This window comes from Dryocola sharpae, from assembly GCF_051307055.1.
Taxonomy (GTDB): domain Bacteria; phylum Pseudomonadota; class Gammaproteobacteria; order Enterobacterales; family Enterobacteriaceae; genus Dryocola.
Map to the genome: position 1 here is coordinate 3,012,054 of NZ_CP149994.1, position 25,068 is coordinate 3,037,121.

Sequence of the window (25,068 nt, forward strand, 5' to 3'; positions counted from 1 at the left end):
GCCCCCGGTTAAGAGGGCGATGAGGCCGTTAACCCTCGTTATGCATCTCTAAGTTTTCCACTTCGTTCTGTCGCAGCAGCGCTTTGGAATCATCGTTACGCAGGGATTCAAGATATTCAAGGTACTTGTGGTCCACGTCTTTGGTGACGTAGACGCCGTTGAACACCGAACACTCAAACTGGGTGATATCCGGATTCTCGACGCGCACCGCTTCGATAAGATCGTCCAGATCCTGGAAAATCAGCCCGTCTGCGCCGATGATCTGGCGGATTTCATCCACTTCGCGGCCGTGAGCAATCAGCTCGTTGGCGCTTGGCATATCGATGCCGTAGACGTTCGGGAAGCGGATTTCCGGTGCGGCGGAAGCCAGATAAACCTTCTTCGCGCCCGCTTCGCGCGCCATCTCGATAATCTGCTCGGAGGTGGTGCCGCGGACGATGGAGTCATCCACCAGCAGCACGTTCTTGCCACGGAACTCGGCGCGGTTGGCGTTGAGTTTACGACGCACGGATTTACGGCGTAGATGCTGGCCCGGCATGATAAACGTGCGGCCAACGTAGCGGTTTTTTACGAAGCCCTGACGGTACGGCTTATCAAGAATACGGGCGATTTCCAGCGCGATATCGCAGGAGGTTTCCGGGATGGGAATGACGACGTCGATATCCAGATCTTCCCACTCGCGGGCGATTTTTTCACCGAGTTTTTTGCCCATTTCCACGCGCGCGCTGTAAACGGAGATTTTATCGATGAAGGAATCCGGACGCGCAAAGTAGACGTACTCAAACAGGCACGGGTTGCTGGTCGGGTTGTCGGCGCACTGGCGGGTGAACAGCTGCCCGGCCTCCGTGATGTACACCGCTTCGCCCGGCGCGACGTCGCGCAGGAATTCAAAGCCCAGGGTATCAAGCGCCACGCTCTCGGAGGCCACCATATATTCGGTGCGTCCGTCGCCCAGCTCGCGTTTGCCCATTACCAGCGGACGAATACCGTTTGGATCGCGAAAGGCGACCATGCCGTGCCCGATAATCATCGCCACGCAGGCGTAAGCGCCGCGAATCTGGCGGTTGGTGGCGGCGATGGCGGCAAAAATATTGTCTGCTTCCAGCGGATAATTGCGGAAGTTATCCAGCTCGCTGGCAAAAATGTTGAGCAGAATTTCAGAATCTGAGGTGGTGTTAATGTGGCGACGTTTCTCTTCGAACAGCTTTTTACGCAGTTCGTGAGCGTTGGTCAGATTGCCGTTGTGCGCAAGCGTAATACCGTACGGAGAGTTAACGTAAAAAGGCTGTGCTTCTGATGCGCTGGAACTGCCAGCGGTTGGATAGCGAACGTGGCCGATACCCATATTACCCTGCATACGTTGCATGTGGCGGGCTTCAAATACATCGCTCACCAGGCCATTTGCTTTACGAAGACGGAAGCAATTTAAAGCATCAATGGTGACGATGCCTGCGGCATCCTGCCCACGGTGCTGAAGCACCGTTAACGCGTCATAAATCGACTGGTTGACCGGCATGAAACCGGCGATACCGACAATACCGCACATGTTGTCTTTTCCTCATTAAGCCACAACCCCCGCCTTATGACCGGGGCAAGAAACTTGACGAGCTTTGCAGATAGTCAAAAAACCATCTGATGATGAAACTGAATTGCGGGATAAGCTGCGACTTTTGCCAGTCATCACTTTTCGAAAAACCGGTGAATGTATCAAGAAAGAACAGAATGGCGGCGACAATCAGCGCACCGCGTAGTGCTCCGAAACAGATCCCCAACACCCTGTCTGTACCCGACAGGCCGGTTTTCTCCACCAGCGCGCCAATCACATAGTTGACAATCGCGCCGACGATAAGTGTCGCGATAAACAGTATCGCGATAGCAATCCCATTACGTACCAGTTCGTCTTCAAAGCCTGTGAACCAGACTGCCAGGTAAGTGTAGTAATGACTGGCGACAAAAAAAGCGCATCCCCAGGTCACCAGCGATAAAGCTTCGCGGACAAAGCCACGAATCACACTAACCAGAGCCGAAAAGCCGATAACAGCAATAATGGCGTAATCTATCCAGACCATGACCAAATCTCGTGATAAATCGCCCTGACGTCCGGTTCGGGGCGCATTCTAACAGAAAAAGAAAACGTTTGCGTAGGGATTTCCTGCCCCCGCGTAAATAAATAATGGCGCTGAAAAAACGCTCAACGCCATTAAAATTTTGCCTTTGTGAGCCGGGTATTTATCCCCTCATCCTGTGCCTTTTCCCTACGGACAAGGGAACCTGACGGCTTCGTATTCTCCCTCTTCGTTTCAGGAAGAGGGCCGGGAACCCGACATTAGCGAACCGTGTAATTCATCACCACGCCGTTCAGTCCGGAAAGCGAACTCAGCTCGCCTAAAGAGGACTTCAGCTTATCTTTTGAAGCATCCGGCCCGACCAGAATACGGGTGACCTTTCCCTGCACCGGCGTGGACGGCGAGGTGTAAACGCGGAACCCGGCGCCACGCAGTTTAGCAACAATTTCATTTACTTTGTCGGCATTTTTGAGCGCGCCCAGCTGTACAACATACGCTTTCCCGGTTGGGGCTGGCAGCTCTTCCTGCTTGACAGGTTTCTCTGCCTGAGGCGCTGGCGCGGTTTGATCGGCCGAAGGCTTCGTCTGCGGCTTTTCGACCGGCTTAGGCTTTGGCTTCTCGGCAGCAGGCTTAGGCTGAGACGGTTTTTCTTGCGTGACCGGGACTTCATCGATGTCCACGCCGCTTGCTCCCGGAAGCGTTGCCGAATCTAAGCCTGGCGCAAAGGCGTTACCGGCCTGAACCTCTGCCGCCGCCCCTTCCGGGGGCTGAGAAGGCAGAGCCTGAGTTGCCGCAGGCAGCATGTCAGGCTCATCCGTATCGCCAGGTTTTGGCACCAGCGGAATGGCCGCAAACTCATCCTGATAATGTTTTTTCTGGCCATCAAGCAGGCCGGGCAGCACGATGACGCCCAGCGCGACCAGAATAATGGTTCCGACTAATCGGTTTTGAAACTTACTCGCCACCTGCCCTCCCCGCGTCCAGCGCTTCCATTACGTGGGCTACCGTGTGGAATGAACCACACACCAGCACGGTATCATTCGCCGTGGCTGCCGCCATTGCAGCAGACCAGGCCTGAGCCACGCTGTCATAGACTTCTCCGGCGCCCAGATGTTCCACCAGCTGCTGCGCTGTGGCACCGCGTGGCCCTTCCAGTGGAGCACAATACCAGCTATCGACCTGAGCCGCCAAACAGGCCAGCGTGCCCGCAATATCTTTATCGTGCAGCATGCCGATCACCGCCAGCACGCGCCCCTGTTTTGGCAACTGCGCAAGCCTGTCAGCAAGGTAAGCCGCAGCGTGCGGATTATGCGCCACGTCCAGAATAACGCGCGGCGCCTCGGAAACGATCTGGAAGCGACCCGGCAGGGTAGCATGCTCTATGCCGTCGCGAATGGCGGCGTCGCTAACGTTCAGCCAGCTTGCGCGCAGCGCGGCCAGCGCTGTAGCGGCGTTCGGCTGCGGCACTAGCGGCAGCGGAAGGCCGGTAAGCTCGCCCTGCCCGTCTTTAAAGCTCCAGCTATTCGCCCCGACGCTATAAGACCAGTCCACGCCGCGACGCAGCAGCTGTGCGCCCTTCTCAGACGCAACATCCGCGATGGTGTGCGGCATATCCGGCTCGCCAACAACGGCAGGTTTTCCACTGCGGAATATCCCCGCCTTTTCGCGACCAATGCTTTCGCGATCCGGCCCCAGCCAGTCGGTGTGATCAAGCGCGATGCTGGTCACTACGGCGACGTCGGCATCAACGATATTCGTGGCGTCCAGACGGCCGCCCAGCCCGACTTCAAGGATAACCACATCCACGTTCAACTGCTTAAACAGCAGCAGCGCGGAAAGCGTGCTGTATTCAAAATAGGTGAGCGAGGTCTCCCCGCGCGCGGCTTCAACCTGCGCAAAAGCTGCGGTGTGCCAGGCCTCGTCCAGCTCTTCATTTTGTATGCGCACGCGCTCGGTGTAGCGCACCAGATGCGGGGAGCTGTAGACGCCCACGCTGTAGCCCTCTGCAATTAGCACGCTTTCAAGGATGCGGCAGGTGGTGCCCTTGCCGTTGGTTCCGGCGACGGTAAAGACCGTTGGAGCAGGCTTAAGCACATCGAGCGTCGCCGCCACTTTTTCCACGCGCTCAAGGCCAAGCTCGATGGCGCGGGAGTGAAGATTTTCCAGATAACAAAGCCACGTGGCCAGAGGCGACGTGGCTTGAGGGATAAGATGTTTTTCCATGATACCCGTTGCCTGCGGTTCAATACGGTTCAAGAAAAAAGGCAGTTCCGCGAGCGGCCCTGCCTTGGTTGACTGTCAGGCCTCTTGACCCTCTTCCGGCGCTGGCGGAACCACAACAGGCTCAGCCGGCGCTTCCGGATCCGGTGCCGGCAAATTCATGAATTTGGCCAGCACGCTTGCCAGCTTCAGACGCAAATCAGGACGGCGCACGATCATGTCGATCGCCCCTTTTTCGATCAGGAATTCGCTGCGCTGGAAGCCCGGCGGCAGTTTTTCACGCACGGTCTGTTCGATAACGCGCGGGCCGGCAAAGCCGATTAACGCTTTTGGCTCTGCGATGTTCAGGTCGCCAAGCATGGCGAAACTTGCCGATACGCCGCCCATAGTCGGGTCGGTCAGCACGGAGATATACGGCAGACCACGCTCCTGCATCTTCGCCAGCGCGGCGCTGGTTTTCGCCATCTGCATCAGCGACATCAGCGCTTCCTGCATACGGGCGCCGCCGGAAGCGGAGAAACAGATCATCGGGCAGTTATCTTCCAGCGCCTGCTCAACGGCACGAACAAAGCGCGCGCCGACAACAGAGCCCATAGAACCGCCCATAAAGGCGAACTCAAAGGCTACGGCGACAACGGGCATGCCGTGAAGCGTTCCCTTCATCACCACCAGCGCGTCTTTTTCGCCGGTCTCTTTCTGGGCGGATGCCAGACGGTCTTTGTATTTTTTAGAATCTTTGAACTTCAGCACATCTTTTGGCTCAAGCTCGCTTCCCAGCTCCACCATAGAGTCTTCGTCTAACAGGCTGTGCAGACGCTCACGCGCAGCCATACGCATATGGTGATCGCACTTAGGGCAGACCTCAAGATTGCGTTCCAGCTCGGCGCGGTACAGGACCTGGCCGCAGCTGTCGCACTTGGTCCACACCCCTTCAGGGATGCTCGCCTTGCGGGTGGGAGTAATATTGCTCTTATTGAGAATTCGTTCAATCCAGCTCATTGATGACCTTTCTGCTTGAACCTGGTCGATGCCAGTTTTTCTGCGGCAGTGTGACCTGCCCCAGACCGTAAATGGTGCTCATTAAAACATAACGGCCCGCGACTTTGGATAAAAAAGTGGTCGAACCGCGCTATGGAGTTATTTTTGCAGGCGTGCCGCCGCGCGTTTATGGCGGATTATCTCAATGACGCCGGGCAATACCGACAGCAGGATAATCGCCACAATCAGCAGCTTCAGGTTTTCCTGCACAATCGGCAAATCACCGAACAGGTAACCGGCATAGGTAAACAGCAGCACCCACAGCAGCGCCCCAACGACGTTATACATCGCAAAATGGCGGTAGGACATATGCCCCATGCCCGCGACAAACGGTGCGAAGGTTCGCACAATCGGAACGAAGCGCGCGAGGATAATCGTTTTTCCGCCGTGACGCTCGTAAAAAGCGTGCGTTTTGTCGAGATAGCTGCGACGGAAGATCTTCGAGTCGGGATTGCTGAAGAGTTTTTCGCCAAACAGCCGCCCGATAGTGTAGTTCACGGCGTCACCGACAATCGCGGCAATCACCATCAAAATAACCATGGTATGCACGCTCAGATCGTTGGTCGGCAGCGCGGCAAGCGCCCCGGCCACGAACAGCAGGGAATCGCCCGGCAGGAAGGGGGTAACCACCAGACCCGTTTCGCAAAACAGAATCGCAAACAGAATCGCGTAAACCCAGATACCATATTGCGCGACCAGCTCCGCCAGATGCACATCAATATGCAAAATAAAATCAACGATAAAGCGGATAAAATCCATAGTGATTTACCTTTCTCGACTGCATCAGTCAGCTCAAAAACAGCGGGCCCATAGGGGGTGCGGGTAACGCAAAACGTTCCGGATAATCTACGGACACCAGGTATAAGCCTTCTGCTTTGCCGGTTGCTGCCGCAAGCTTGCGATCCTTGGCCGCCAGCAGCTCCGCCATCCACCCTTCCGCCTGGTTACCGCAGCCGATTTCCATCAGGCTTCCGACAATGTTTCGCACCATATGATGGACAAAAGCGTTCGCTTTGATATCCACCACCACATAAGCGCCGTAGCGAGTGACGTTGATGTGCATCAGGTTGCGCCACGGCGTGCGCGACTGGCACTGCACCGCACGGAACGAGGTAAAGTCGTTCTCGCCCAGCAGGCACTGCGCGGCGCGGTGCATCCGATCGGCATCTAAAGGATGATAAAAATGCGTCACCCCTTGTGCGAGCACCGCCGGACGCAGCCGCTGGTTATAAATAATATAGCGATAGCGGCGCGCCGTTGCGCTGAAACGGGCGTGAAAATCGTCCGGCACAGCTTTAACCCACCGCACCGCGATGTCACCAGGCAAATTCGCATTTACGCCCAATGTCCACGCCGCATCTTTACGCTGCATACGCGTTTCGAAGTGCACAACCTGACCGGTGGCGTGAACGCCTGCGTCGGTGCGACCGGCGCAGAAGACGTTAACCGGCTCGTTTGCCACTTTAGAAAGGGCTTTTTCAAGCTTCTCCTGCACGCTGCGCACTTCATTCTGGCGCTGCCAGCCGTAATATTTACTGCCGTCGTACTCAATGCCGAGCGCAATCTTCTTAAGCGGGATTTGGGACAACTCGTCGGACATTAGTACATATACTCCTGCACTAATTTTTCAGCCGTTTTCATCGCCATCAGCGCGCCGCCGAAACGGACGTTATCCGCCACGGACCAGAACTGGATCTGCTCAGGCATGCCGTAATCGTTTTGCACGCAGCCCACCGAGAGATGAGCGCTGCCGGAAGCATCAGAAACCTGCGTCGGGAACTCGCCCTCCTCCGACAGTTCAAGATCTTCAGCCTGGCCAAACGCATCGCGGGCCTCTTCCGCCGCCAGCGGGCGCATCGCTTCAAAGTTAACCATCTGCGCATGGCCGTAGAAGATCGGCGCCTGTACGTAGCTTGCGGAAATCGGCAGGGCATCGTCCTGCAGCACTTTACGCACTTCGTTAACCAGACGACGCTCCGCGCGCACGCTGCCTTCGGCGTCCGGCACCAGCGGCAGCATGTTGAACGCCAGCTGGCGGCCGAACAAATCGTTTTCATCAATCGGCATACCGTTAAGCAGACGGGCGCTCTGCCCCGCCAGCGCGTCAACGGCAACTTTACCGCGCGCGGACGCCGCCAGCAGGTTAGTCACCTGAATGCGCGATAATCCGCCCTGCTCAATCAGCGGCTTCAGCGCCGTCAGCAGCTGGCTGGTCAGGCTATCCGCCACGGCAACCAGGTTACGATTACGGTAATCGCCGAGCACAAACGGGTTAACATCCGGCACCACTAACGGCACGTCTGGTTCAAGGGCAAACAGGCCGCTTGAGTCAATCACCAGGCAGCCCGCATTGGCGGCCTCGTCGGCGTAACGCGCGGAAGCTTCAGCGCCCGCGACGAAAAAGGCCAGCTGCGCCTGCGTCCAGTCAAACGCTTCGGCATCCTGCACCATTACCGTTTTACCTTCATAACGCAGATTTTCCCCGGCGCTTTCGCTGCGGGCGAGGGCATACAATTCACCAACCGGGAACTGGCGCTCGGCGAGCAGTTCAAGAACAGCCGCGCCTACGGCACCCGTGGCACCTAAAACGGCAATATTCCAGCCTTCAGACATGTTGGTTTACTCCAGACTTAAAAAACAGCGTCCGGCCGGGAACAGACTCCGGCAGGACAGAAGATTAGGGTTAGCGGGCGGTGTGATAAACCGCGCTGAAGCCCAGGTTTTGCAGAGTAGTCGCCGCGCTTTCATCATCGCACTGAATATAAAGCGACGACCATTCGCGGCGCTCCTGATAATTTTTACGCAGCTTGTCGAACTCGCCCGGCTGACCGGCCACTTTGCGCAGCGGCGCGTCATCGCGGCGCACATCATACACCAGATGAACCAGTCTTTTGAGCGTGGCCTGATCGAGCGGGCCATGAAGCGTGATGCGGCCAAATTCCGGCGCCGGAAGCAGCGTGTCCAGCGCAACCTGCTGGCGTTGACCGATAAATTCGCTGAACGCTTCGAACACCTGCGTGGTGCCGCGCGCTTTGCCTTCCAGGGTATAACCTGCGATGTGCGGGGTGCCGATATCCACCAGCTTAAGCAGCTCGACGTTGAGTTCAGGCTCCGGCTCCCACACGTCGAACACGACGCTAAGATCCTGCCCGTTTTTCAGGCACTTCAGCAGCGCGGCGTTATCCACCACCGCCCCACGACAGGCGTTGATTAACACAGCGCCAGGTTTAAGGCTTGAGATAAGCCGTTCATCGGCGAGATGCAGCGATTTATAAGGCCCCTCTTTGAACAGCGGCGTGTGGAACGTCAGCACGTCGGCTTCACGCACCAGTTCTTCCAGCGGCTGGAAATCCCCTTCATCGCCGCGGTCCGCACGCGGCGGATCGCAAAGCAGCGTACGAACGCCAAAAGCTTCCAGCCGCGCCTGCAAACGTGAACCCACGTTACCTACGCCAACGATGCCAACGGTACGATCTGTCAGCCGGAAACCATCGCGTTCGGCCAGCATCAGCAGCGAGGAGAAAACATATTCCACTACGGCTATAGCGTTACAGCCGGGCGCGGCAGAAAACGCGATGCCCGCGCGCTCAAGGTAAGCTTCATCAACATGGTCGGTGCCCGCCGTAGCGGTTCCGACGAATTTGACGCCTTTACCCTCAAGCAAATCCGCGTTCACTTTAGTGACGGAACGCACCATTAAAGCTTGCGCATCGGCAAGCTCGGCTAGCGGGATCGGGCGGCCTGGAACGGCGGTGACATCGCCCAGACGACTAAACAATTCGCGGGCATAGGGCATATTTTCATCAACGAGGATTTTCACGTTAGCTACCTGTCTGTTAATCGTCGAGAATAAGCCGGATAGTGTGCCATAATCTGGCGTCCGGGCATAACGAACTACCGTGTAATGTTTTGTCGCTCAACAGGTCTGATTAAGGAAAAGTCATGCAACCCATTCAGGGGGCCACGCCTCGCCCTCCGGGAGAACCCGCTCCCGCGCCTTCCGCTGCAGGCGAGTTACCGCTGTCATCTCAACAACGTACCGTGCTGGAACGGCTGATTACCCGCATCGTTGCGCTTAGCCAGCTGCAGAGCGCTGAGGTATGGGCCGGGGTCAAACACGATCTGGGACTAAAGAACGAGATGCCGCTGCTCTCGCGCCATTTTCCGGCCGCCGAGCAAAATCTTAACCAGCGCCTAGCTGGCGTGCAGACTACGCACGCCACGCGCCAGATTGTGCAGCAGCTCAGCGACCTGCTGCCGCAGGGAAATAATCGCCAGGCCGTAAGCGACTATATTCGCCGTGAGTTCGGCCAGAGCGCGCTCAGCCAGCTTACGCCGCAGCAGTTAAAAAGCGTACTCACGCTGCTGCAAAATAACCAGTTAACCATTCCACAGCCGCAGCAGCGCCCGGCCACCGACCGTCCTCTGCTGCCTGCGGAACATAGCGCGCTGAATCAGCAGGTGGCGAAGCTCACCGCTGCAACGGGTGAATCAGGAAAGCTTATCTGGCAGTCCATGCTGGAGCTGTCCGGCGTGAAGAGCGGCGAGCTGATACCGGCGAAACACTTTACGCTGCTGACCACCTGGCTGCAGGCGCGCCAGACGTTAAGCCAGCAAGCCGCTCCTACCTTGCACGCCGTGCAGGCCGCGTTAAAACAGCCTTTAGAGCCCGCGGAGTGGAAAGAGATAACGGATTATTCGCAGCAGCGTTTTCAGGCCACGCCGCAGACGCTGCTGACTACCGCCCAGGTGCAGGATATTTTGAATCAGGTGTTTTTGAAGCGAGCCGAGCGCCAGCAGGCGGCAACGCTTGAGGTGCAGAATATCCAGCCAATCTACAGCCCGTTTATCGCGCCGTTCGTGGAGCCGTTTAAAGCTATCTCGGCACGGCCAGGGCTGGCGTTAATGGCGCTGATTATAGTGATGATATTGTTCTGGATAGTGGTTTAAAAGGGTCCCCCTCCGCCCGAGGGGGATTTTCGCAAGTGCGATAAGCAACCCGCCACCCGTCACAAGCGGCCTGATGGCGCTATCGCTTATCAAACCGACAACAGCTTTGGCCTCACTTCCGGAAGGCCACAAGCGTCACCACAATTCCTGCCGCCGCAGAAATCGCGCCCGCCAGAAATACTGAAGGATAACCAAGCGAGGTCGCCAGCAGCCCCGTTAGCGGCCCGGTAATGCCGTATGAAATATCCTGAAACGCGGCATAGCCGCCCAGCGCCGTGCCGCGCACCTGGGCAGGCACGCGTTTTACCACCTCAACGCCCAGCGCCGGGAAGATTAACGAGCAGCCGCAGCCGGTTAAGGCCGCGCCTGACAGGGCAACCCAGGCAACGGGAGCCTGCCAAAGCAGCGTCAGGCCGATTGTCTCAATAGCTAACGAAACCAGCGCCACGCGTACACCGCCAAAACGATCCGGCATCCAGCCGAATAACAGGCGCATCAGCACAAAAGCTCCGCCAAAAGCGGTGAGCGTGAAGCCCGCCCACGCCCAGCCTTTTGAGCTGAAGTAGAGCGAGACAAAAGTGCCGATAACGGCAAAACCGACGCCCTGCAAGGCTAATCCCAGCCCCGGTTGCCAGATAAGGCCGACTACGGCGAACAGCGACGGGCGCTCGCCTTTATGGGCTGGCACGGGCTTCACCCGTCCGTTAAACAGCCAGGCTACCAGCGGAAGCGCGATGGTTGTCACGGCCAGCGCGACAAAACCCCAGCGGCTGTTGAGCAGCAGTCCCAGCGGCGCGCCGGCCGCTAATGCGCCATAAATCGCCATGCCGTTCCACGACATCACTTTGCCGGAGCGAGCCGGTCCCACCAGCCCCATTCCCCACGTCAGCGTGCCGGTCAGCAGCTGGCTTTCGCCAAAGCCGAGAATAAGACGTCCGACAATCAGCAGGCCGAATTTAACGGCGGCTTCAACGGGCAGCAGCGCCGCCAGCAGATAAGCAACGCCCGCCAGCGCGCAGGCAAACATGCCCTGCAGGGTTGAACGTTTCGCTCCCTGCCGATCGGCAATCCGCCCTGCGTAACCGCGCGTCAGGACCGTCGCCAGAAACTGAATGCCCACGGCGATGCCGACCATCATATTTCCGTAGCCAAGCTGCTGATGCACAAACAGAGGGATAACGGGCAGCGGCAGCCCGACGGTCATATAGGTCAGAAAGACCGCGAAAGTAATCTTAAATAAGGGTTTGTTAGCCGATGTCGGCTTTTTAAGATGAGATTCTGTTGCAGACATACTGCTTACTCCATTAACAGCAGAGTAAGGCGGGGAGACAAGATACCGCGCCTCTCTATCTGATAGGTCAGATTAAAGGTGCGTTGGTTGACGTTGAACGCTTACGCATTATCGACAAGATAATGTTATGGCGGGCATAGTGCTGACAAACAGCCGCTTTGTCAATCTTCGTAAAGGCAAAAAAAGGGCGCCCAAAGGCGCCCCGTTTGACAGCGTCAGCGAGTTACGCGTCGAGTTTGCGCATAACCAGGGTTGCGTTAGTGCCGCCAAAGCCGAAGCTGTTGGACATCACGGTGTGCAGCTTACGCTCGGTCGGTTCGGTTACGATATTCAGGCCTTTCGCCTGCTCGTCCATCTTTTCAATGTTGATGCTTGGGGCGATAAAGCCGTGTTCCAGCATCAGCAGAGAGTAGATGGCTTCCTGAACGCCTGCGGCGCCCAGCGAGTGGCCGGTCATAGCTTTGGTCGCAGAGATAGCCGGGCTGTTGTCAGCGAACACTTCACGGATCGCGCCCAGCTCTTTCACGTCGCCTACCGGCGTAGAGGTGCCGTGGGAGTTCAGGTAGTCGACAGGGGTATCGAGGCCGTGCATCGCCATCTTCATGCAGCGCACCGCACCTTCACCGGATGGCGCAACCATGTCTGCGCCGTCGGACGTTGCGCCATAGCCAACGATCTCAGCATAGATATGCGCGCCGCGAGCCAGGGCGTGTTCGAGTTCTTCAACCACAACCATGCCGCCGCCGCCCGCGATAACGAAACCGTCACGGTACTCGTCATAGGTACGGGAGGCTTTTTCCGGGGTCTCGTTGTATTTGGTGGACAGCGCGCCCATCGCGTCAAATTCGCAGGCCATTTCCCAGCCCAGCTCTTCGCCGCCGCCGGCAAATACGATGTCCTGTTTACCCAGCTGGATCTGCTCTACCGCGTTACCGATGCAGTGTGCAGACGTGGCGCATGCGGAGCTGATAGAGTAGTTCACGCCGTGGATTTTAAACGGCGTGGCGAGGCAGGCGGAAACCGCTGAGCCCATCGCTTTGGTCACAACATAGGGACCCACCGCCTTCAGGCCGCGCGGGCTACGCATGGCGTCCGCACCGAATACCTGCGCTTTAGATGAACCGCCGGAGCCGGCAATCAGGCCGACGCGCGGGTTGTTCTGGTAAACCTCTTCGCTCAGGCCAGCATCTGCGATAGCTTCCTGCATGGAAAGATAGGCATAGACAGAGGCATCGTTCATGAAACGAACCACTTTACGGTCAATCAAACCGGTGGTGTCCAGTTTGACGTTACCCCATACGTGGCTACGCATACCTGAATCTTTAAACTCTTCAGAGTAAGTGATCCCGGAGCGTCCTTCACGCAGAGATGCCAGGACTTCCTGCTGGTTATTACCGATGCTGGAAACGATGCCCAGGCCAGTAATCACTGCACGTTTCATTCAATACCTCTTTCACTGCACTATTTAGGATTTCGACTGGCACAATAGCGTACACTTGTACGCCGAACAAGTCCGATCAGCCAAATCGGCCCGAAATTTGCGCCGCTTCGCACACATCGTTACTATCGTTTCACCGCCTGCCAGACGAGCAACTTACGTGAAACACTCCCCCATACAATCCGCCAGTCTTGACTTTAACGAAGAGGGTACACCTGTATCCCGAGAATTTAATGATGTGTACTTCTCTAATGATAATGGACTGGAGGAAACTCGTTATGTCTTTCTGGAAGGAAATCGGCTCTCAGAGCGTTTCATAAACCACGCCCGCTCGCTCTTTGTCGTGGCCGAAAGCGGCTTTGGCACCGGCCTTAACTTTTTGACTTTATGGCAGGCTTTTGACGATTTCTGCACAAAACAGCCGCAGGCGGAGCTTCAGCGTCTTCATTTTATTAGTTTTGAAAAATTCCCGCTTACCGCCGCTGATTTACGCGCGGCGCACGGCCACTGGCCGGAGCTGGCGAAATTCGCCGAAGCGCTCCAGCAGCAATGGCCGCTCCCCGTTTCCGGCTGTCACCGACTTTTGCTGGCGCAGGGCCGCATCACGCTGGACCTGTGGTTTGGCGACATTAACGAACTGATACCACACCTGGATGACACGCTGACGAATCAGGTCGACGCCTGGTTCCTGGACGGTTTTGCTCCATCGAAAAACCCGGATATGTGGACGCCGCAGCTGTTCAACGCCATGGCGAAACTGGCCCGGCCCGGCGGCACGCTGGCAACCTTTACCTGCGCCGGATTCGTACGCCGTGGGCTGATCGACGCCGGTTTCACCATGACGAAAGCCAAAGGCTTCGGGCGCAAACGCACGATGTTAACCGGCGTGATGGAGCAGGCGCTTCCTTTCCAGCCTCGGGCGCCGTGGTATGCACGCCCCGCAGCCCAGGGAAAAGAGGTGGCGATTGTGGGCGGCGGCGTTGCCAGCGCCCTGCTCTCCCTTGCGCTGCTTCGTCGCGGCTGGCAGGTCACGCTTTACTGCGAAGATGACGCGCCCGCGCAAGGCGCGTCCGGCAATCGCCAGGGAGCGCTTTACCCGCTGCTAAGCACGCATGATGCCTCGCTGACGAATTTTTTCGCCGCGGCCTTTACCTTTGCCCGTCGCCTGTATGATTCGCTGCCCGTGGAGTTTGATCATGACTGGTGCGGCGTTACGCAGCTCGGCTGGGATGAAAGAAGCCGGCATAAAATCGAGCAGATGCTAAGCCTGGCGTTTCCGCAGCCGCTTGCTCACGCGGTAGATGAAAAAATCGTTGCTGAAATCAGCGGGGTTGAAACAGGCTGCGGCGGCATCACCTATCCGCTGGGCGGTTGGTTATGCCCGGCGCAGCTTACCGCCGGCGCGCTGGCGCTGGCGCAGCGGCAAGGGCTGAAAGCGCATTACCAGCATCGCGTTACGGCGCTGGATAAATCAGCCGATGGCTGGAAAGTCGCGTTTGCAGAACAGGCGCCGCAGCGGCACGCCGTAGTTGTGCTGGCAAACGGGCATAAAATTAATCGCTTTCTGCAAACCGAAAAGCTGCCGGTTTCCGCCGTCGGCGGCCAGGTCAGCCATATTCCCACCAGCGCATCGCTTGCAAAGCTCAGGCAGGTGCTCTGTTACGACGGTTATCTGACGCCGCTTAATCCGGAAAATCAGCAGCACTGCATCGGCGCAAGCTATCACCGCGGCACAGAAGATATGCGCTACAACGAAGCAGATCAGCAGCATAATCGCCAGCGCCTGATTAACTGTTTTCCGGATGAAGAATGGCCGCAGGAAGTGGACGTAACCGCCGGTGAAGCCCGCTGCGGCGTGCGCTGCGCCACACGCGACCATTTGCCAGCAATCGGCAGCGTACCGGATTATCACCGCACGCTGGAAAGCTACGCTGAACTGGTCAATAAGAAAGATAACGCCGTCAGCGCGCCGGTCTGTGAGGATCTGTTTATGCTGGCAGGGCTGGGTTCGAGAGGCTTGTGTACCGCCCCGCTGGCGGCAGAGATTCTGGCGGCGCAAATGAGCGATGAGCCGATCCCGCTTGATAGCGCAACGCTTGCGGCATTAAATCCGAATCGCTTCTGGGTGAGAAAGCTGCTGAAGGGAAAAGAAGTTCGTTAATTTTGTCGGGTGGCGCCGGTTGTCGGGTGGCGCCGGTTGTCGGGTGACGCTTGCGCTTACCCGACCTACAAAATTTTCAGTCTCGCATGTTTTGTAGGACGGATAAGTAAGCGCCATTCACCGCAGTCTGGCTTACTGAAACTCAGCCTGCTGATACAGGTTATCCCACATGCCCAGCACCAGAGACTGGTCGCGCGGGGAAAGCTCGCCCGCCTGAATCGCTTGTGCCAGGCTGCTGGAAACGGCCTCATGCAAAGCTTGCGGCGTGTGGTTATCGCCGTGCTCCAGCTCCGCTACCGCCAGCGTGAGGTGGCCGCGCAGATAGCCGCTGGCAAACAGTTCGTCATCCCCGGCGGTATCCACCATGTCATCAATTAACGCCAGAATGCGAGTTTCAAATTCCGCGATCATCGTACGTTCTTCCTCATTTGCAGGTAATTAGTTTAAATCTTCCGGCCACGGAAACAGCTCTGCTGTAACCGGCGGGGTTTTATAATAGTCACGCAGGGCGGCCATCAGGCGTGCCGGGCGTTCAGGGATGCCCTCTTCGAGATAAGTCATCACCTGGGCGTGAACGCGGCGCTGAAACGCGACCCTGTCGGGCTCAAAATCGCCGCTCAGGTTGTCGCAGCTTACGTTAAACGGGAAGCCTGCCGCCACGCATAACAGCCATTCCAGCGCCTGGGGCTTCACTTCCACATCTTCGAACCTGCTTTGCGTCTGCGCATCGCGTCCGTCCGGGCAGTACCAGTAACCGAAGTCCACCAGTTCGCGACGGGCTTTGCCGGCGATACACCAGTGCGAAATCTCGTGCATACCGCTCGCGTAATAACCGTGGGCGAAGACAATGCGGTTGTACGGCACTTCCGCATCTGCAGGAAGATAGATCGGTTCGTCGTCACCTTTAATCAGACGGGTATTAAAATCATCCTTAAAGCAGCTGTCGAAAATATCGATCAGCTCCTGATAATGGTGTGCTGTGGTCATATTCATGCTGCCCCCAACCAGCGGAGGATCTCCGTTCCATGGCTATCAAATAACAGTTTGGCGCTCATCACCGCCGAGACAATGACAATCATCGGTCGGATAAGCTTCTGCCCTTTGCTTAATACCAGACGCGAACCCATACGCGCGCCCAAAAACTGTCCGGCCATCATCACAAAGCCGGTGCCCCAAATCACCTTCCCGCCGATGATAAACAGCAGCAGGCCACCGAGGTTCGACGTGGCGTTCAGCACTTTGGCGTGCGCGGTGGACTTGGCGAGGTTAAAGCCGCACAGCGTCACAAACGCCAGCGCGTAAAACGAGCCCGCGCCGGGGCCGAAGAAGCCGTCGTAAAACCCTACGCAGCCGCCGGCGATTAGCGCAAAAGGCAGGCCGTACAGCCGACGCTGCCTGTCTTCTTCACCGAGCTTTGGCATCAGCAAAAAGTACAGGCCGATACCAATCACCAGCAGCGGCAGGATCTGACGCAGCACGTCTGATTTAACGTGCTGGACCAGCAGCGCGCCGGTTGTGGAGCCGAGAAACGTCATCGCAATATTGAGCTTCTGATCGGCAAGGTTCACTACTTTACGGCGAATAAAGTAGAGCGAGGCTGAAACCGAACCGCCGCAGGCCTGCAGCTTGTTGGTGGCCAGCGCCTGCGCGGGCGACATACCGGCGGCCAGCAAAGCAGGCACGGTCAACAGCCCGCCGCCGCCCGCCAGCGCGTCAATAAACCCCGCCAGCAGGGCGACAAAAAACAGCGCCACCAGCATCAGGGGGGAAACCATAAACCATTCCATTTGTGCTTATCCGTCAGATTTGGTGATTATCCAGCAGGGCCTGGCAGGAGGCGGGTATCGGCGGCGGCGTTTTCTTTTTCGGCGGCGTACTGCCCGGAGCCGGAGGCGCGAACCAGCTTTGCAGCTCGGCGCCGCAGCCGTCGCCAGGCGGCGGCAAAGGCTGATCCTCGCACTCAAGGCTGTCCGCCGGGCAGCGCAGGCGAACGTGCATATGCGCGCGATGGGCAAACCACGGCCGAACCTTACGCAGCCAGTCGCGATCGGCTCCTGCATCCAGACAAAGCTGCTGCTTGATTGCCGGATTGACGAAGATGCGCGTTACGGCGCTATCTTTCGCTGCAAGTTTAATCAGGCTGTCGATTTCCGGCTGCCACAGGCGTTGAACAACATGCTTATCGTCGCTTGCCACTAAATCCAGCGCCTGCGGCTTTAACAGCTGTGACGACGTCCAGCGTGTTTTCGGCAGCTGCAGGAAGATATCGACATCCAGGCCGGTCTGATGGCTGGCGTGCCCGGAGCTAAAGCGCCCGCCCGCGGCCATGCCCATATCGCCAATCAGCACCGTGCCCAGCTCAAGCTGATGCACCTGATTACTCAGGCGCTGAATAAACATCACCAGATCGGGATGGCCGAAATAGCGGCGCTGATCCTGACGCATGACCTGATAGCGGGCGTCGTTCAGCGGCAACGCGTGGGCGCCAACGATGCAGCCGTTGGAAAACGCGCCAATGGACTGCGGGCTGCCCGCAACCGGATGGCTGATTTTTTGCCACGGCGTGGCGGCAAGCGTTGCGGCGCTGGCAAGCAGCGCCAGCAGCCCCAGAAGAGCTTTTTTCATCGCATTACCAGCGCGGTAAAGGGGAAGTCACGTCGGCGTTTTGAGCACGCTGGCGCAGCATATGATCCATCAGCACGATCGCCAGCATCGCCTCGGCGATCGGCACCGCTCGGATCCCTACGCAGGGATCGTGACGCCCGCGGGTGACCATCTCTACCTCTTCGCCTTCGCGATTGATGGTGCGGCCGGGAACCATGATGCTGGAAGTTGGCTTCAGCGCCATATTCGCCACGATCTGCTGGCCGCTGCTGATGCCGCCGAGAATGCCGCCAGCATGGTTGCTCTGGAAGCCCTCTTTGGTGATTTCATCGCGGTTCTGGCTGCCGCGCAGATTCACCACGCCAAAGCCTTCGCCTATTTCCACACCTTTTACGGCGTTGATGCTCATTAACGCATGGGCGATATCCGCATCCAGGCGGTCAAATACCGGCTCGCCAAGGCCCGGCGGCACGTTATCGGCAACCACGGTGACTTTTGCTCCGATAGAATCGCCTTCTTTTTTCAGCGCGCGCATCAGTTCGTCGAGCGTTTCGATTTTGTCCGGGTCCGGGCAGAAGAACGGATTCTGTTCCACCTGCTGCCAGTCTTTGATTTCAAGCGGCACGTCGCCCATTTGCGTCAGGCAGCCGCGAATGGTGATGCCATATTTATGCGCCAGATATTTTTTGGCGATAGCGCCCGCAGCAACGCGCATGGCGGTTTCACGCGCGGAAGAACGACCGCCGCCGCGGTAATCGCGCAGGCCATATTTTTGTTCGTAGGTGTAATCAGCGTGCCCCGGACGGAACACGTCTTTGATGGCGCTGTAATCCTGAGAGCGCTGATCGGTATTTTCAATCAGCAGGCCGATGCTGGTGCCGGTGGTGACGCCTTCAAACACGCCTGAGAGGATCTTAACCTGGTCCGGTTCGCGACGCTGCGTGGTGTAGCGCGAAGTGCCCGGGCGGCGGCGGTCGAGATCGTGCTGCAGGTCAGCTTCCGTAAGAGGAATGCCCGGCGGCACGCCGTCTACAATGCAACCCAGCGCGATGCCGTGGGATTCACCAAATGTCGTTACGCGAAATGCTTGTCCAATGCTGTTTCCTGCCATCACGGCTCCTTAAATACCGTTGTTGTCATTGTTGTGTTGCGAGCAAAATGGCGACGGGCCTTACGGCCCGCCTCAGACTGATGACAAACCTCATCGAGTCGCAGAATAAGCCTGCATCACCAATCAAAAAACAAGGAAAATCAATTCATTGATTTTCGGCTGATAACTGCAAAGAAGGAAAACCACGCTTTTTCCTTCTTTGTCAGCAACCTTCGACGGGCCTTACGGCCCGCCTGCACAGATTAATCTTTATAGATGCTGAAATGTTCGCGAGCCGCAATCAGCTGCGATTTGGTCAGCATAAAGACGCCGTCGCCGCCGTTGTCGAACTCAAGCCAGGTGAACGGCACATCCGGATACTGCTCCATCAGATGTACCATGCTGTTACCCACTTCACAAATCAGAATCCCGCCGTCGGCCAGGTAATCCGGCGCGCAGGCCAGAATGCGACGCGCCAGTTTCAGGCCATCGCTTCCCGCCGCAAGCCCCAGCTCAGGCTCAAAGCGGAACTCACCCGGCAGATCGGACATATCTTCCGCGTCAACATACGGCGGATTGGTGACGATAACGTCGTACTGCACTTTCGGCAGGTCGCGGAACAGGTCTGAGCGGATTGGCGTAACCTGGTTTTCCAGACCGTGCTCAGCGATGTTTTGCTCGGCAACCGCCAGCGCATCAAGAGAAATATCTACCGCGTCCACTTCGGCATGAGTGAATTCATACGCGCAGGCGATAGCGATACAGCCGCTGCCGGTACACATATCCAGAATGTGCTGCGGTTCACCTTCGTAAAGGCCTGCAAAACGGTTGTTAATAAGCTCGCCAATAGGTGAACGCGGCACCAGCACGCGCTCGTCCACATAGAATTCGTGGCCGCAGAACCAGGCCTTATTGGTAAGGTAGGCAACCGGGATTCTTTCGTTCACACGGCGGATCACGCGCTCAACGATGCGATGACGCTCGCTGGGCGTCAGGCGCGCAGTGCGCATATCTTCAGGAATATCCAGCGGCAGATAGAGGCTTGGCAGCACCAGCTGAACGGCTTCATCCCACGGGTTATCGGTGCCGTGACCATACCAGATGTTGGCGGCGCTAAAGCGGCTGACTGCCCAGCGCAGCATATCCTGAATGGTGTGCAGCTCATTCACTGCCTCATCGACGAAAATTTTATCCACGTTGCCCTCCGCAGGCCGTTCGCGCTAATTCAATAATCGATTAGTTTGCCATGAAGGTCGCGACAAATCAGCATGCAATCACCGTAGCGGGGCGGAAATTTGCGTTTTATTTAGCGATGAGCGACAAAGCGGGTAAACTGACGCCAAAGCAGATGCGAGACGAGAAAGCGATGAAGAAGAAACCTCCGCTCAGCCTTGATGAAAGGAACCTTTTCCGTGAATTGATGAGCGGCACGAAGAAACTTACTCAGGACACTATTGTTCACCGCCCGGTGCGCAAAAAGATCCAGGAAGTGCCGGTGAAACGGCTGTTACAGGAGCAGGTCGACGCCAGCCATTACTTTTCCGACGAGTTCCAGCCAAGGCTTGCGGCTGAAGGCCCTACTCGCTATGTCCGCGAAGACGTCAGCCATTTTGAATTAAAGAAGATCCGCCGGGGTGATTACTCCCCTGAGCTGTTTCTGGATTTGCATGGCCTGACGCAGCTTCAGGCGAAGCAGGAGCTGGGCGCTTTGATCGCCGCCTGTCGCCGTGAGCATGTATTTTGCGCCTGCGTAATGCACGGGCATGGCAAACACGTCTTAAAGCAGCAGTCGCCGCTGTGGCTCGCGCAGCATCCGCACGTGATGGCATTCCACCAGGCGCCGAAGGAATACGGCGGCGACGCGGCCCTGCTGGTATTGATTGAGGTCGAGGAGTGGCAGCCGCCGGAATTACCCTGACCTTCTGAGCTGCCGGATGCCCTCTCCCATCCCGGGAGGCAGAAAAAATAAAAGCCGCATTTCGCGGCTCTTTTTTCTGCTTACGGCTGTCAGATAGCTTTCGCCACTTTCAGATTGCAGGGACTCATCTGCCAGTTAAATACCCCTTTGCCGGTTTGGGCATCCAGCGTGACGCTGGCAATGGCCGAGGTGCTGAACATTGGCGGTGTCTCTTCCGGGCAGAGTTCAGACACCAGGTAACCCACCAACGGCAGGTGAGAAACCACCAGCGCCGATTCAACGCCTTCATTGGCCAGCGCCTGCAGGTAGCTGCTCACCAGGCCAACATCGCCGCACGGGGTCAGCTCCGGCAGGACGTCTTCTTTTTCCGGGAGGTGCAGCGCTTCCCGCACCACGCCCAGGGTCTGTTCAGCTCGCAGGTAAGGGCTCACCAGAACACGTTCGATATCCGCTACCTGACTCTTTAACCAGGTCGCCATTACACGGGATTCGTCACAGCCACATTGGGTTAAGGGACGTACCGAGTCGCTGGCGGCATCGAGTGCTGCGTCGCCATGACGCATGATAAAAACTTGCATATTGCACCGCTTTTGTTAACCAGGAATGCCGCAATATATCTTTTTAACAGCGAGGATATATTCAGCAGCCGGGCATTGTGCCTTATCCGTACACCGAATGAAACGCTGTTTTTTACTCCAATGCTGCAAGTATAGTCAACCATAGTTTACAAAATGACCGACCAGCGTCCATTCACCGAGTTTACAACCTCCCGCCGGGAAGATAAAACTCATGCTTCTTTGACCCCAATTTCTGCCTCATGTTTCAGCGAATCACTGAAGGCGAGGTTATTCCCGGCCATCGTTAACAGCCTGTCGCAGGGGGTAAAACGCTCTCCGTAACGGCTGGAAAGGCGCTGCAGCGTTGCGACAATTTCACCCGCGCCGCTGTTATCCATATAGCGGAACGGACCGCCGAGGAACGGCGGGAACCCGATACCAAAAACGGCGCCGATATCGCCGTCGCGGGCGCTGCGCACCACGCCTTCGTCAAGGCAGCGGGCAGCTTCATTAAGCATCATCATCACGCAGCGTTCGGCAATAGCTTTTTCCTCCAGCTGCCCTTTCGGCGCCGCCCCGATAAGCTTATAGATTGCAGGGTCGGCCTGCTTTTTGCTTTTACGCCCTTTCAGGTCATAAAGATAGAAACCGCGACCATTTTTTCTCCCTTTGCGATCGTCGTTCAATACCGCTGCAATTGCATCAGGAGAGGCAAAACGTTCGCCGTAAGCCCGCTGAAGAATTGGGCTAATTTTAGTCCCCACGTCGATTCCCACCTCATCCAAAAGTTGGATTGGGCCGACGGGGAAGCCGAATTTAACCAGCGCCTCGTCTATCTTCTCGATCGGCTCTCCTTCCACCAGGCAGCGCATCGCTTCGTTGATATACGGAGCCAGAATACGGTTGACGTAAAATCCTGCGCTGTCGCCTACCACAATTGGCGTTTTGCCCTGTTTCTTCGCCAGGGCGACGGTTGTGGAAATGGTTTCTGCAGAAGTTCCGGCGTGAGGAATAACCTCCACCAGCGGCATTTTGTCTACCGGGCTAAAATAGTGCAGGCCGATAACCTGCTGCGGACGAGCGGCGTTGGCGGCGATATCCGCAATAGGCAGCGAAGATGTATTAGAGGCGAAAATGGTATGCGGCGCGGCATGCTGCTCAATTTCCGCCACCATTTTTTGCTTCAGCGCCAGATCTTCGAACACGGCTTCCACCACGATATCGCGGCTGTGGAAACCGCTGTAATCCGTTCCGCCAGAAATCCTTGCCATTTCGCGTTGACGCTCTGCCGCTTTCATATGTCGACGGCGCACTTTTTTATCCAGCAGGTCCCAGCTGTATTTCAGCGCGTGGTTAATGCCTTCGTTGCCGATATCCTTGATGCGTACCGGAAGATGCCCTTTCGTCGCCGTAACGTAAGCGATGCCGCCGCCCATCAGCCCACCGCCCAGCACGCCAACCGCGCGAACCGGACGAGGCGCAGCATCGCCGCCATGCTCTTTTTTAAGTTCCGTGCTGGCGAAGAATATCCCACGCAGCGCGGCGGACTGCGGCGTCATCGCCAGCTCGCCAAACGCCTTCGCCTCAGCCTCGTAGCCGCTGTGCGCGCCCTGCTCCAGACCGATTTTTATCACCTCAAGCACGCGCCGCGCGGCCGGATAGTTGCCTTTAGTTTTTTGTTCCGTTTTCTTGCTGACGATGTTGAACAACAGCGAGCGTCCAAGTGGACCGGCAAGAACACGTTCGCGCACGGGTAAAACACGTGCGGGCTTACGGCCTTTGAGCGCCAGTTCAACGGCGGCATTGAGCAAAATGGACTGCGGCACCACATCGTCAACCAGCCCCAGCTTCAGCGCCTGACGAGGGCGCAGCTGTTTGCCGGTAAGGATCATATCCAGCGCGTTGCTCACGCCAGTCAGACGCGGCAAACGCTGCGTGCCGCCAGAGCCGGGCAGCAGGCCTAGCTGCACCTCAGGTAGCCCCAGCTTCGTTTTTTCATCGTCGGTACAGATTCGCGAATGGCAGGCCAGCGCCAGCTCAAGGCCGCCGCCGAGGCAGGCCCCATGAATTGCCGCCACCACCGGGATCGGCAGCGCGGCAATCTCAGCCATAATCTGCTGGCCCTGACGAGCCAGCGACTGCGCTTCTTCCGCCGTTTTGCAGCCAGCAATCATGTTGATATCCGCGCCGGCAATAAAGTTGTCGGCCTTACCGGAAATAAACACCAGGCCCTGCAGGCTGTTGTTATCCCTCACCTGTTTGATAATGGCGTGAACCTCAGGGCCAAAAGATGCCTTAAGGGTATTCATTTTTTCGCCCGGCACGTCAATCGTGACTACCGCGACGTTATCAAGCCGAATATGCAGTGAGAATGCGCTTGTCTGTTCCATTATTCGACCTCCAGAACCATTGCTGCACCCAGACCGCCCGCCGCGCAGGCGGTCACCAGCCCCAATCCTCCGCCGCGACGGCGAAGCTCATGCAGCGTTTGCGTAATCATGCGCGCGCCCGTTGCAGCAAAGGGATGCCCGTAAGCAATCGAGCCGCCGAGCACGTTAAATTTCGCATCGTCCACTTCTCCTGTCGCATGAGAACGTCCCAGCACTTCACGGGCGAAACGCTCGCTGGAAAGCATTTTCAAATTGGCGAGGGTCTGGGCCGCAAAGGCTTCGTGCATATCAAACAGGGTCAAATCGTTAAGGGTGATGCCCGCCCTTTCCAGCGCCAGCGGCGTAGCCCACGCCGGGCCTGACAACATATCTTTCCAGACGTCGACCGCGGTGAAAGCGTAGCTGCGCAAAAAACCCAGCGGTTTGAGGCCAAGCTCTTTTGCGCGGGATTCAGTCATCAGGATCACGGCGGCCGCGCCGTCGGTTAACGGCGTGCTGTTCGCCGCGGTCACCGTGCCGTGTTTACGGTCAAAGGCTGGACGAAGTTTTGCGTAATCTGCAAGCGATGAGTTTTTACGCACAACGTTATCTTCGCTAAACGGCTGTCGATAGGGCGGAATAAAAGCCGTCATCACTTCATCGGCCAGCTTTCCCTCTTGCCAGGCGAGCGCCGCGCGCTCGTGAGAACGATGCGCCAGCGCGTCCTGCTGTTCGCGAGTAATGCCGTGGGTTTTCGCCATTTGTTCGGCCGTATCGCCCATTCTCAGGCCCGTAGAATATTCAGCAACCGCCGGAGGAACGGGCAGGAGATCTCGTGGCCGCAGGCGGGAAAAGAGTTTCAGACGCTGAGCAAAAGTGCGGGCTTTATTCACATCCACTAATGTGCGGCCCAGCTTCTTACTCACGCCAATCGGCAGCACGGAAGAGGAGTCCGCCCCGCCCGCGATACCGGCGCGGATAGTACCGGCAAGCAGGCTTTCGGCAACGTTTGCGACGGCCTGAAAACTGGTGGCGCAGGCCCGGCTCACGCTGTAGGCATCCGTATGCACGCTCATTCCGGTGCCAAGGACAATTTCACGGGCGATATTTGGCGCCTCCGGCATCTGCACAACCTGACCGAAAACGAGTTGCTCAATAATTTCCGCGGGGATTTCACTGCGCGCCAGCAGCTCGCTGACCACCATATTGCCAAGATCGATCGCGGGAATGCCGTGGAAGGCGGTCGCCTGACGGGCAAACGGCGTGCGTAAACCACTGACGATGGCAATGCGGTCACCCTGGCGGGTCACCAGCGGAAGTGCCTGACTCATAATGTTCCTCTGTTAAAAATAGTAAACGGACCAAA

Annotated in this window: 23 protein-coding genes; 3 read left to right on the plus strand and 20 right to left on the minus strand. The window is 57.2% G+C overall.

The annotated features are described in order from the left end of the window. Positions 1-28: 28 nt before the first annotated feature. The 9 genes from purF to pdxB form a co-directional block, all read right to left on the minus strand. The gene (gene purF / locus WLO31_RS14335; RefSeq protein ID WP_435927285.1) at positions 29-1,546 is read right to left on the minus strand and encodes an amidophosphoribosyltransferase; all 1,518 of its coding nucleotides are present in this window, start codon (positions 1,544-1,546) and stop codon (positions 29-31) included. Positions 1,547-1,580: 34 nt separating this feature from the next. Next, on the minus strand, positions 1,581-2,069 hold the full coding sequence (gene cvpA / locus WLO31_RS14340; protein ID WP_167605462.1) for a colicin V production protein: 489 nt from the start codon (positions 2,067-2,069) through the stop codon (positions 1,581-1,583). A 257-nt stretch (positions 2,070-2,326) separates the two neighbouring features. Further along, a complete protein-coding gene (gene dedD, locus WLO31_RS14345; protein ID WP_435927287.1) occupies positions 2,327-3,031 on the minus strand; it encodes a cell division protein DedD in 705 nt (234 codons plus the stop codon). Next, positions 3,021-4,289 carry a bifunctional tetrahydrofolate synthase/dihydrofolate synthase gene (gene folC, locus WLO31_RS14350; protein WP_435927288.1) on the minus strand — a complete coding sequence of 423 codons (1,269 nt, stop codon included), beginning with the start codon at positions 4,287-4,289 and terminating at the stop codon, positions 3,021-3,023. Before folC ends, dedD begins: the two co-directional genes overlap by 11 nt. Before the next feature lie 75 nt (positions 4,290-4,364). After that, positions 4,365-5,285, minus strand: coding sequence for an acetyl-CoA carboxylase, carboxyltransferase subunit beta (gene accD, locus WLO31_RS14355; protein WP_435927290.1), 921 nt, complete (start codon positions 5,283-5,285; stop codon positions 4,365-4,367). A 138-nt stretch (positions 5,286-5,423) separates the two neighbouring features. Further along, positions 5,424-6,083, minus strand: a complete 660-nt coding sequence (locus WLO31_RS14360; RefSeq protein WP_435927291.1) for a DedA family protein — start codon at positions 6,081-6,083, stop codon at positions 5,424-5,426. Between the two features lie 28 nt (positions 6,084-6,111). After that, on the minus strand, positions 6,112-6,924 hold the full coding sequence (truA, locus tag WLO31_RS14365; protein ID WP_435927292.1) for a tRNA pseudouridine(38-40) synthase TruA: 813 nt from the start codon (positions 6,922-6,924) through the stop codon (positions 6,112-6,114). Beyond that, positions 6,924-7,937, minus strand: a complete 1,014-nt coding sequence (locus WLO31_RS14370; RefSeq protein WP_435927293.1) for an aspartate-semialdehyde dehydrogenase — start codon at positions 7,935-7,937, stop codon at positions 6,924-6,926. Before WLO31_RS14370 ends, truA begins: the two co-directional genes overlap by 1 nt. Positions 7,938-8,007: 70 nt before the next feature. Further along, positions 8,008-9,144 carry a 4-phosphoerythronate dehydrogenase PdxB gene (gene pdxB, locus WLO31_RS14375; protein WP_435927294.1) on the minus strand — a complete coding sequence of 379 codons (1,137 nt, stop codon included), beginning with the start codon at positions 9,142-9,144 and terminating at the stop codon, positions 8,008-8,010. Positions 9,145-9,266: 122 nt separating this feature from the next. Between pdxB and flk the strand changes: the two genes are divergently transcribed. After that, positions 9,267-10,274, plus strand: coding sequence for a flagella biosynthesis regulator Flk (gene flk / locus WLO31_RS14380; RefSeq protein WP_435927295.1), 1,008 nt, complete (start codon positions 9,267-9,269; stop codon positions 10,272-10,274). 112 nt (positions 10,275-10,386) lie between these two features. On the opposite strand, the gene WLO31_RS14385 is transcribed toward flk, so the two are convergent. Beyond that, positions 10,387-11,565 carry an MFS transporter gene (locus WLO31_RS14385; RefSeq protein WP_435927296.1) on the minus strand — a complete coding sequence of 393 codons (1,179 nt, stop codon included), beginning with the start codon at positions 11,563-11,565 and terminating at the stop codon, positions 10,387-10,389. 223 nt (positions 11,566-11,788) lie between these two features. Beyond that, positions 11,789-13,006 (minus strand): beta-ketoacyl-ACP synthase I, encoded by a 1,218-nt coding sequence (gene fabB / locus WLO31_RS14390; RefSeq protein WP_435927297.1) that lies wholly within the window; start codon positions 13,004-13,006, stop codon positions 11,789-11,791. A 157-nt stretch (positions 13,007-13,163) separates the two neighbouring features. Here fabB and mnmC point away from each other — a divergent pair, with 157 nt between their 5' ends. Next, entirely contained in the window at positions 13,164-15,164 is a 2,001-nt protein-coding gene (gene mnmC / locus WLO31_RS14395; RefSeq protein WP_435927299.1) for a bifunctional tRNA (5-methylaminomethyl-2-thiouridine)(34)-methyltransferase MnmD/FAD-dependent 5-carboxymethylaminomethyl-2-thiouridine(34) oxidoreductase MnmC, read from the plus strand. Between the two features lie 132 nt (positions 15,165-15,296). Here mnmC and WLO31_RS14400 read toward each other — a convergent pair whose 3' ends face one another. The 6 genes from WLO31_RS14400 to prmB all read right to left on the minus strand — a co-directional run bounded on the left by WLO31_RS14400 (position 15,297) and on the right by prmB (position 20,054). Then, positions 15,297-15,575: a YfcL family protein gene (locus WLO31_RS14400; RefSeq protein ID WP_435927300.1), complete on the minus strand. Its 279-nt coding sequence runs from the start codon at positions 15,573-15,575 to the stop codon at positions 15,297-15,299. 27 nt (positions 15,576-15,602) lie between these two features. Beyond that, positions 15,603-16,151, minus strand: coding sequence for an elongation factor P hydroxylase (locus WLO31_RS14405; RefSeq protein WP_435930618.1), 549 nt, complete (start codon positions 16,149-16,151; stop codon positions 15,603-15,605). A 2-nt stretch (positions 16,152-16,153) separates the two neighbouring features. Then, positions 16,154-16,951, minus strand: a complete 798-nt coding sequence (locus WLO31_RS14410; protein ID WP_435927301.1) for a sulfite exporter TauE/SafE family protein — start codon at positions 16,949-16,951, stop codon at positions 16,154-16,156. Between the two features lie 13 nt (positions 16,952-16,964). Continuing rightward, entirely contained in the window at positions 16,965-17,789 is an 825-nt protein-coding gene (gene mepA, locus WLO31_RS14415) for a penicillin-insensitive murein endopeptidase (RefSeq protein WP_435927302.1), read from the minus strand. 4 nt (positions 17,790-17,793) lie between these two features. Next, a complete protein-coding gene (gene aroC / locus WLO31_RS14420; protein ID WP_435927303.1) occupies positions 17,794-18,879 on the minus strand; it encodes a chorismate synthase in 1,086 nt (361 codons plus the stop codon). A gap of 242 nt (positions 18,880-19,121) precedes the next feature. After that, complete coding sequence (prmB, locus tag WLO31_RS14425) at positions 19,122-20,054, minus strand: 50S ribosomal protein L3 N(5)-glutamine methyltransferase (protein ID WP_435927304.1); 933 nt, start codon at positions 20,052-20,054, stop codon at positions 19,122-19,124. 170 nt (positions 20,055-20,224) lie between these two features. Between prmB and smrB the strand changes: the two genes are divergently transcribed. Then, the gene (gene smrB / locus WLO31_RS14430) at positions 20,225-20,776 is read left to right on the plus strand and encodes an endonuclease SmrB (protein WP_435930619.1); all 552 of its coding nucleotides are present in this window, start codon (positions 20,225-20,227) and stop codon (positions 20,774-20,776) included. Positions 20,777-20,865: 89 nt separating this feature from the next. On the opposite strand, the gene sixA is transcribed toward smrB, so the two are convergent. The 3 genes from sixA to fadI all read right to left on the minus strand — a co-directional run bounded on the left by sixA (position 20,866) and on the right by fadI (position 25,033). Then, positions 20,866-21,354 carry a phosphohistidine phosphatase SixA gene (gene sixA, locus WLO31_RS14435; protein ID WP_435927306.1) on the minus strand — a complete coding sequence of 163 codons (489 nt, stop codon included), beginning with the start codon at positions 21,352-21,354 and terminating at the stop codon, positions 20,866-20,868. Positions 21,355-21,563: 209 nt separating this feature from the next. Next, positions 21,564-23,723 (minus strand): fatty acid oxidation complex subunit alpha FadJ, encoded by a 2,160-nt coding sequence (fadJ, locus tag WLO31_RS14440; protein ID WP_435927307.1) that lies wholly within the window; start codon positions 23,721-23,723, stop codon positions 21,564-21,566. Then, a complete protein-coding gene (gene fadI / locus WLO31_RS14445; protein ID WP_435927308.1) occupies positions 23,723-25,033 on the minus strand; it encodes an acetyl-CoA C-acyltransferase FadI in 1,311 nt (436 codons plus the stop codon). The genes fadJ and fadI overlap by 1 nt, the downstream gene beginning before the upstream one ends. Positions 25,034-25,068 lie beyond the last annotated feature (35 nt).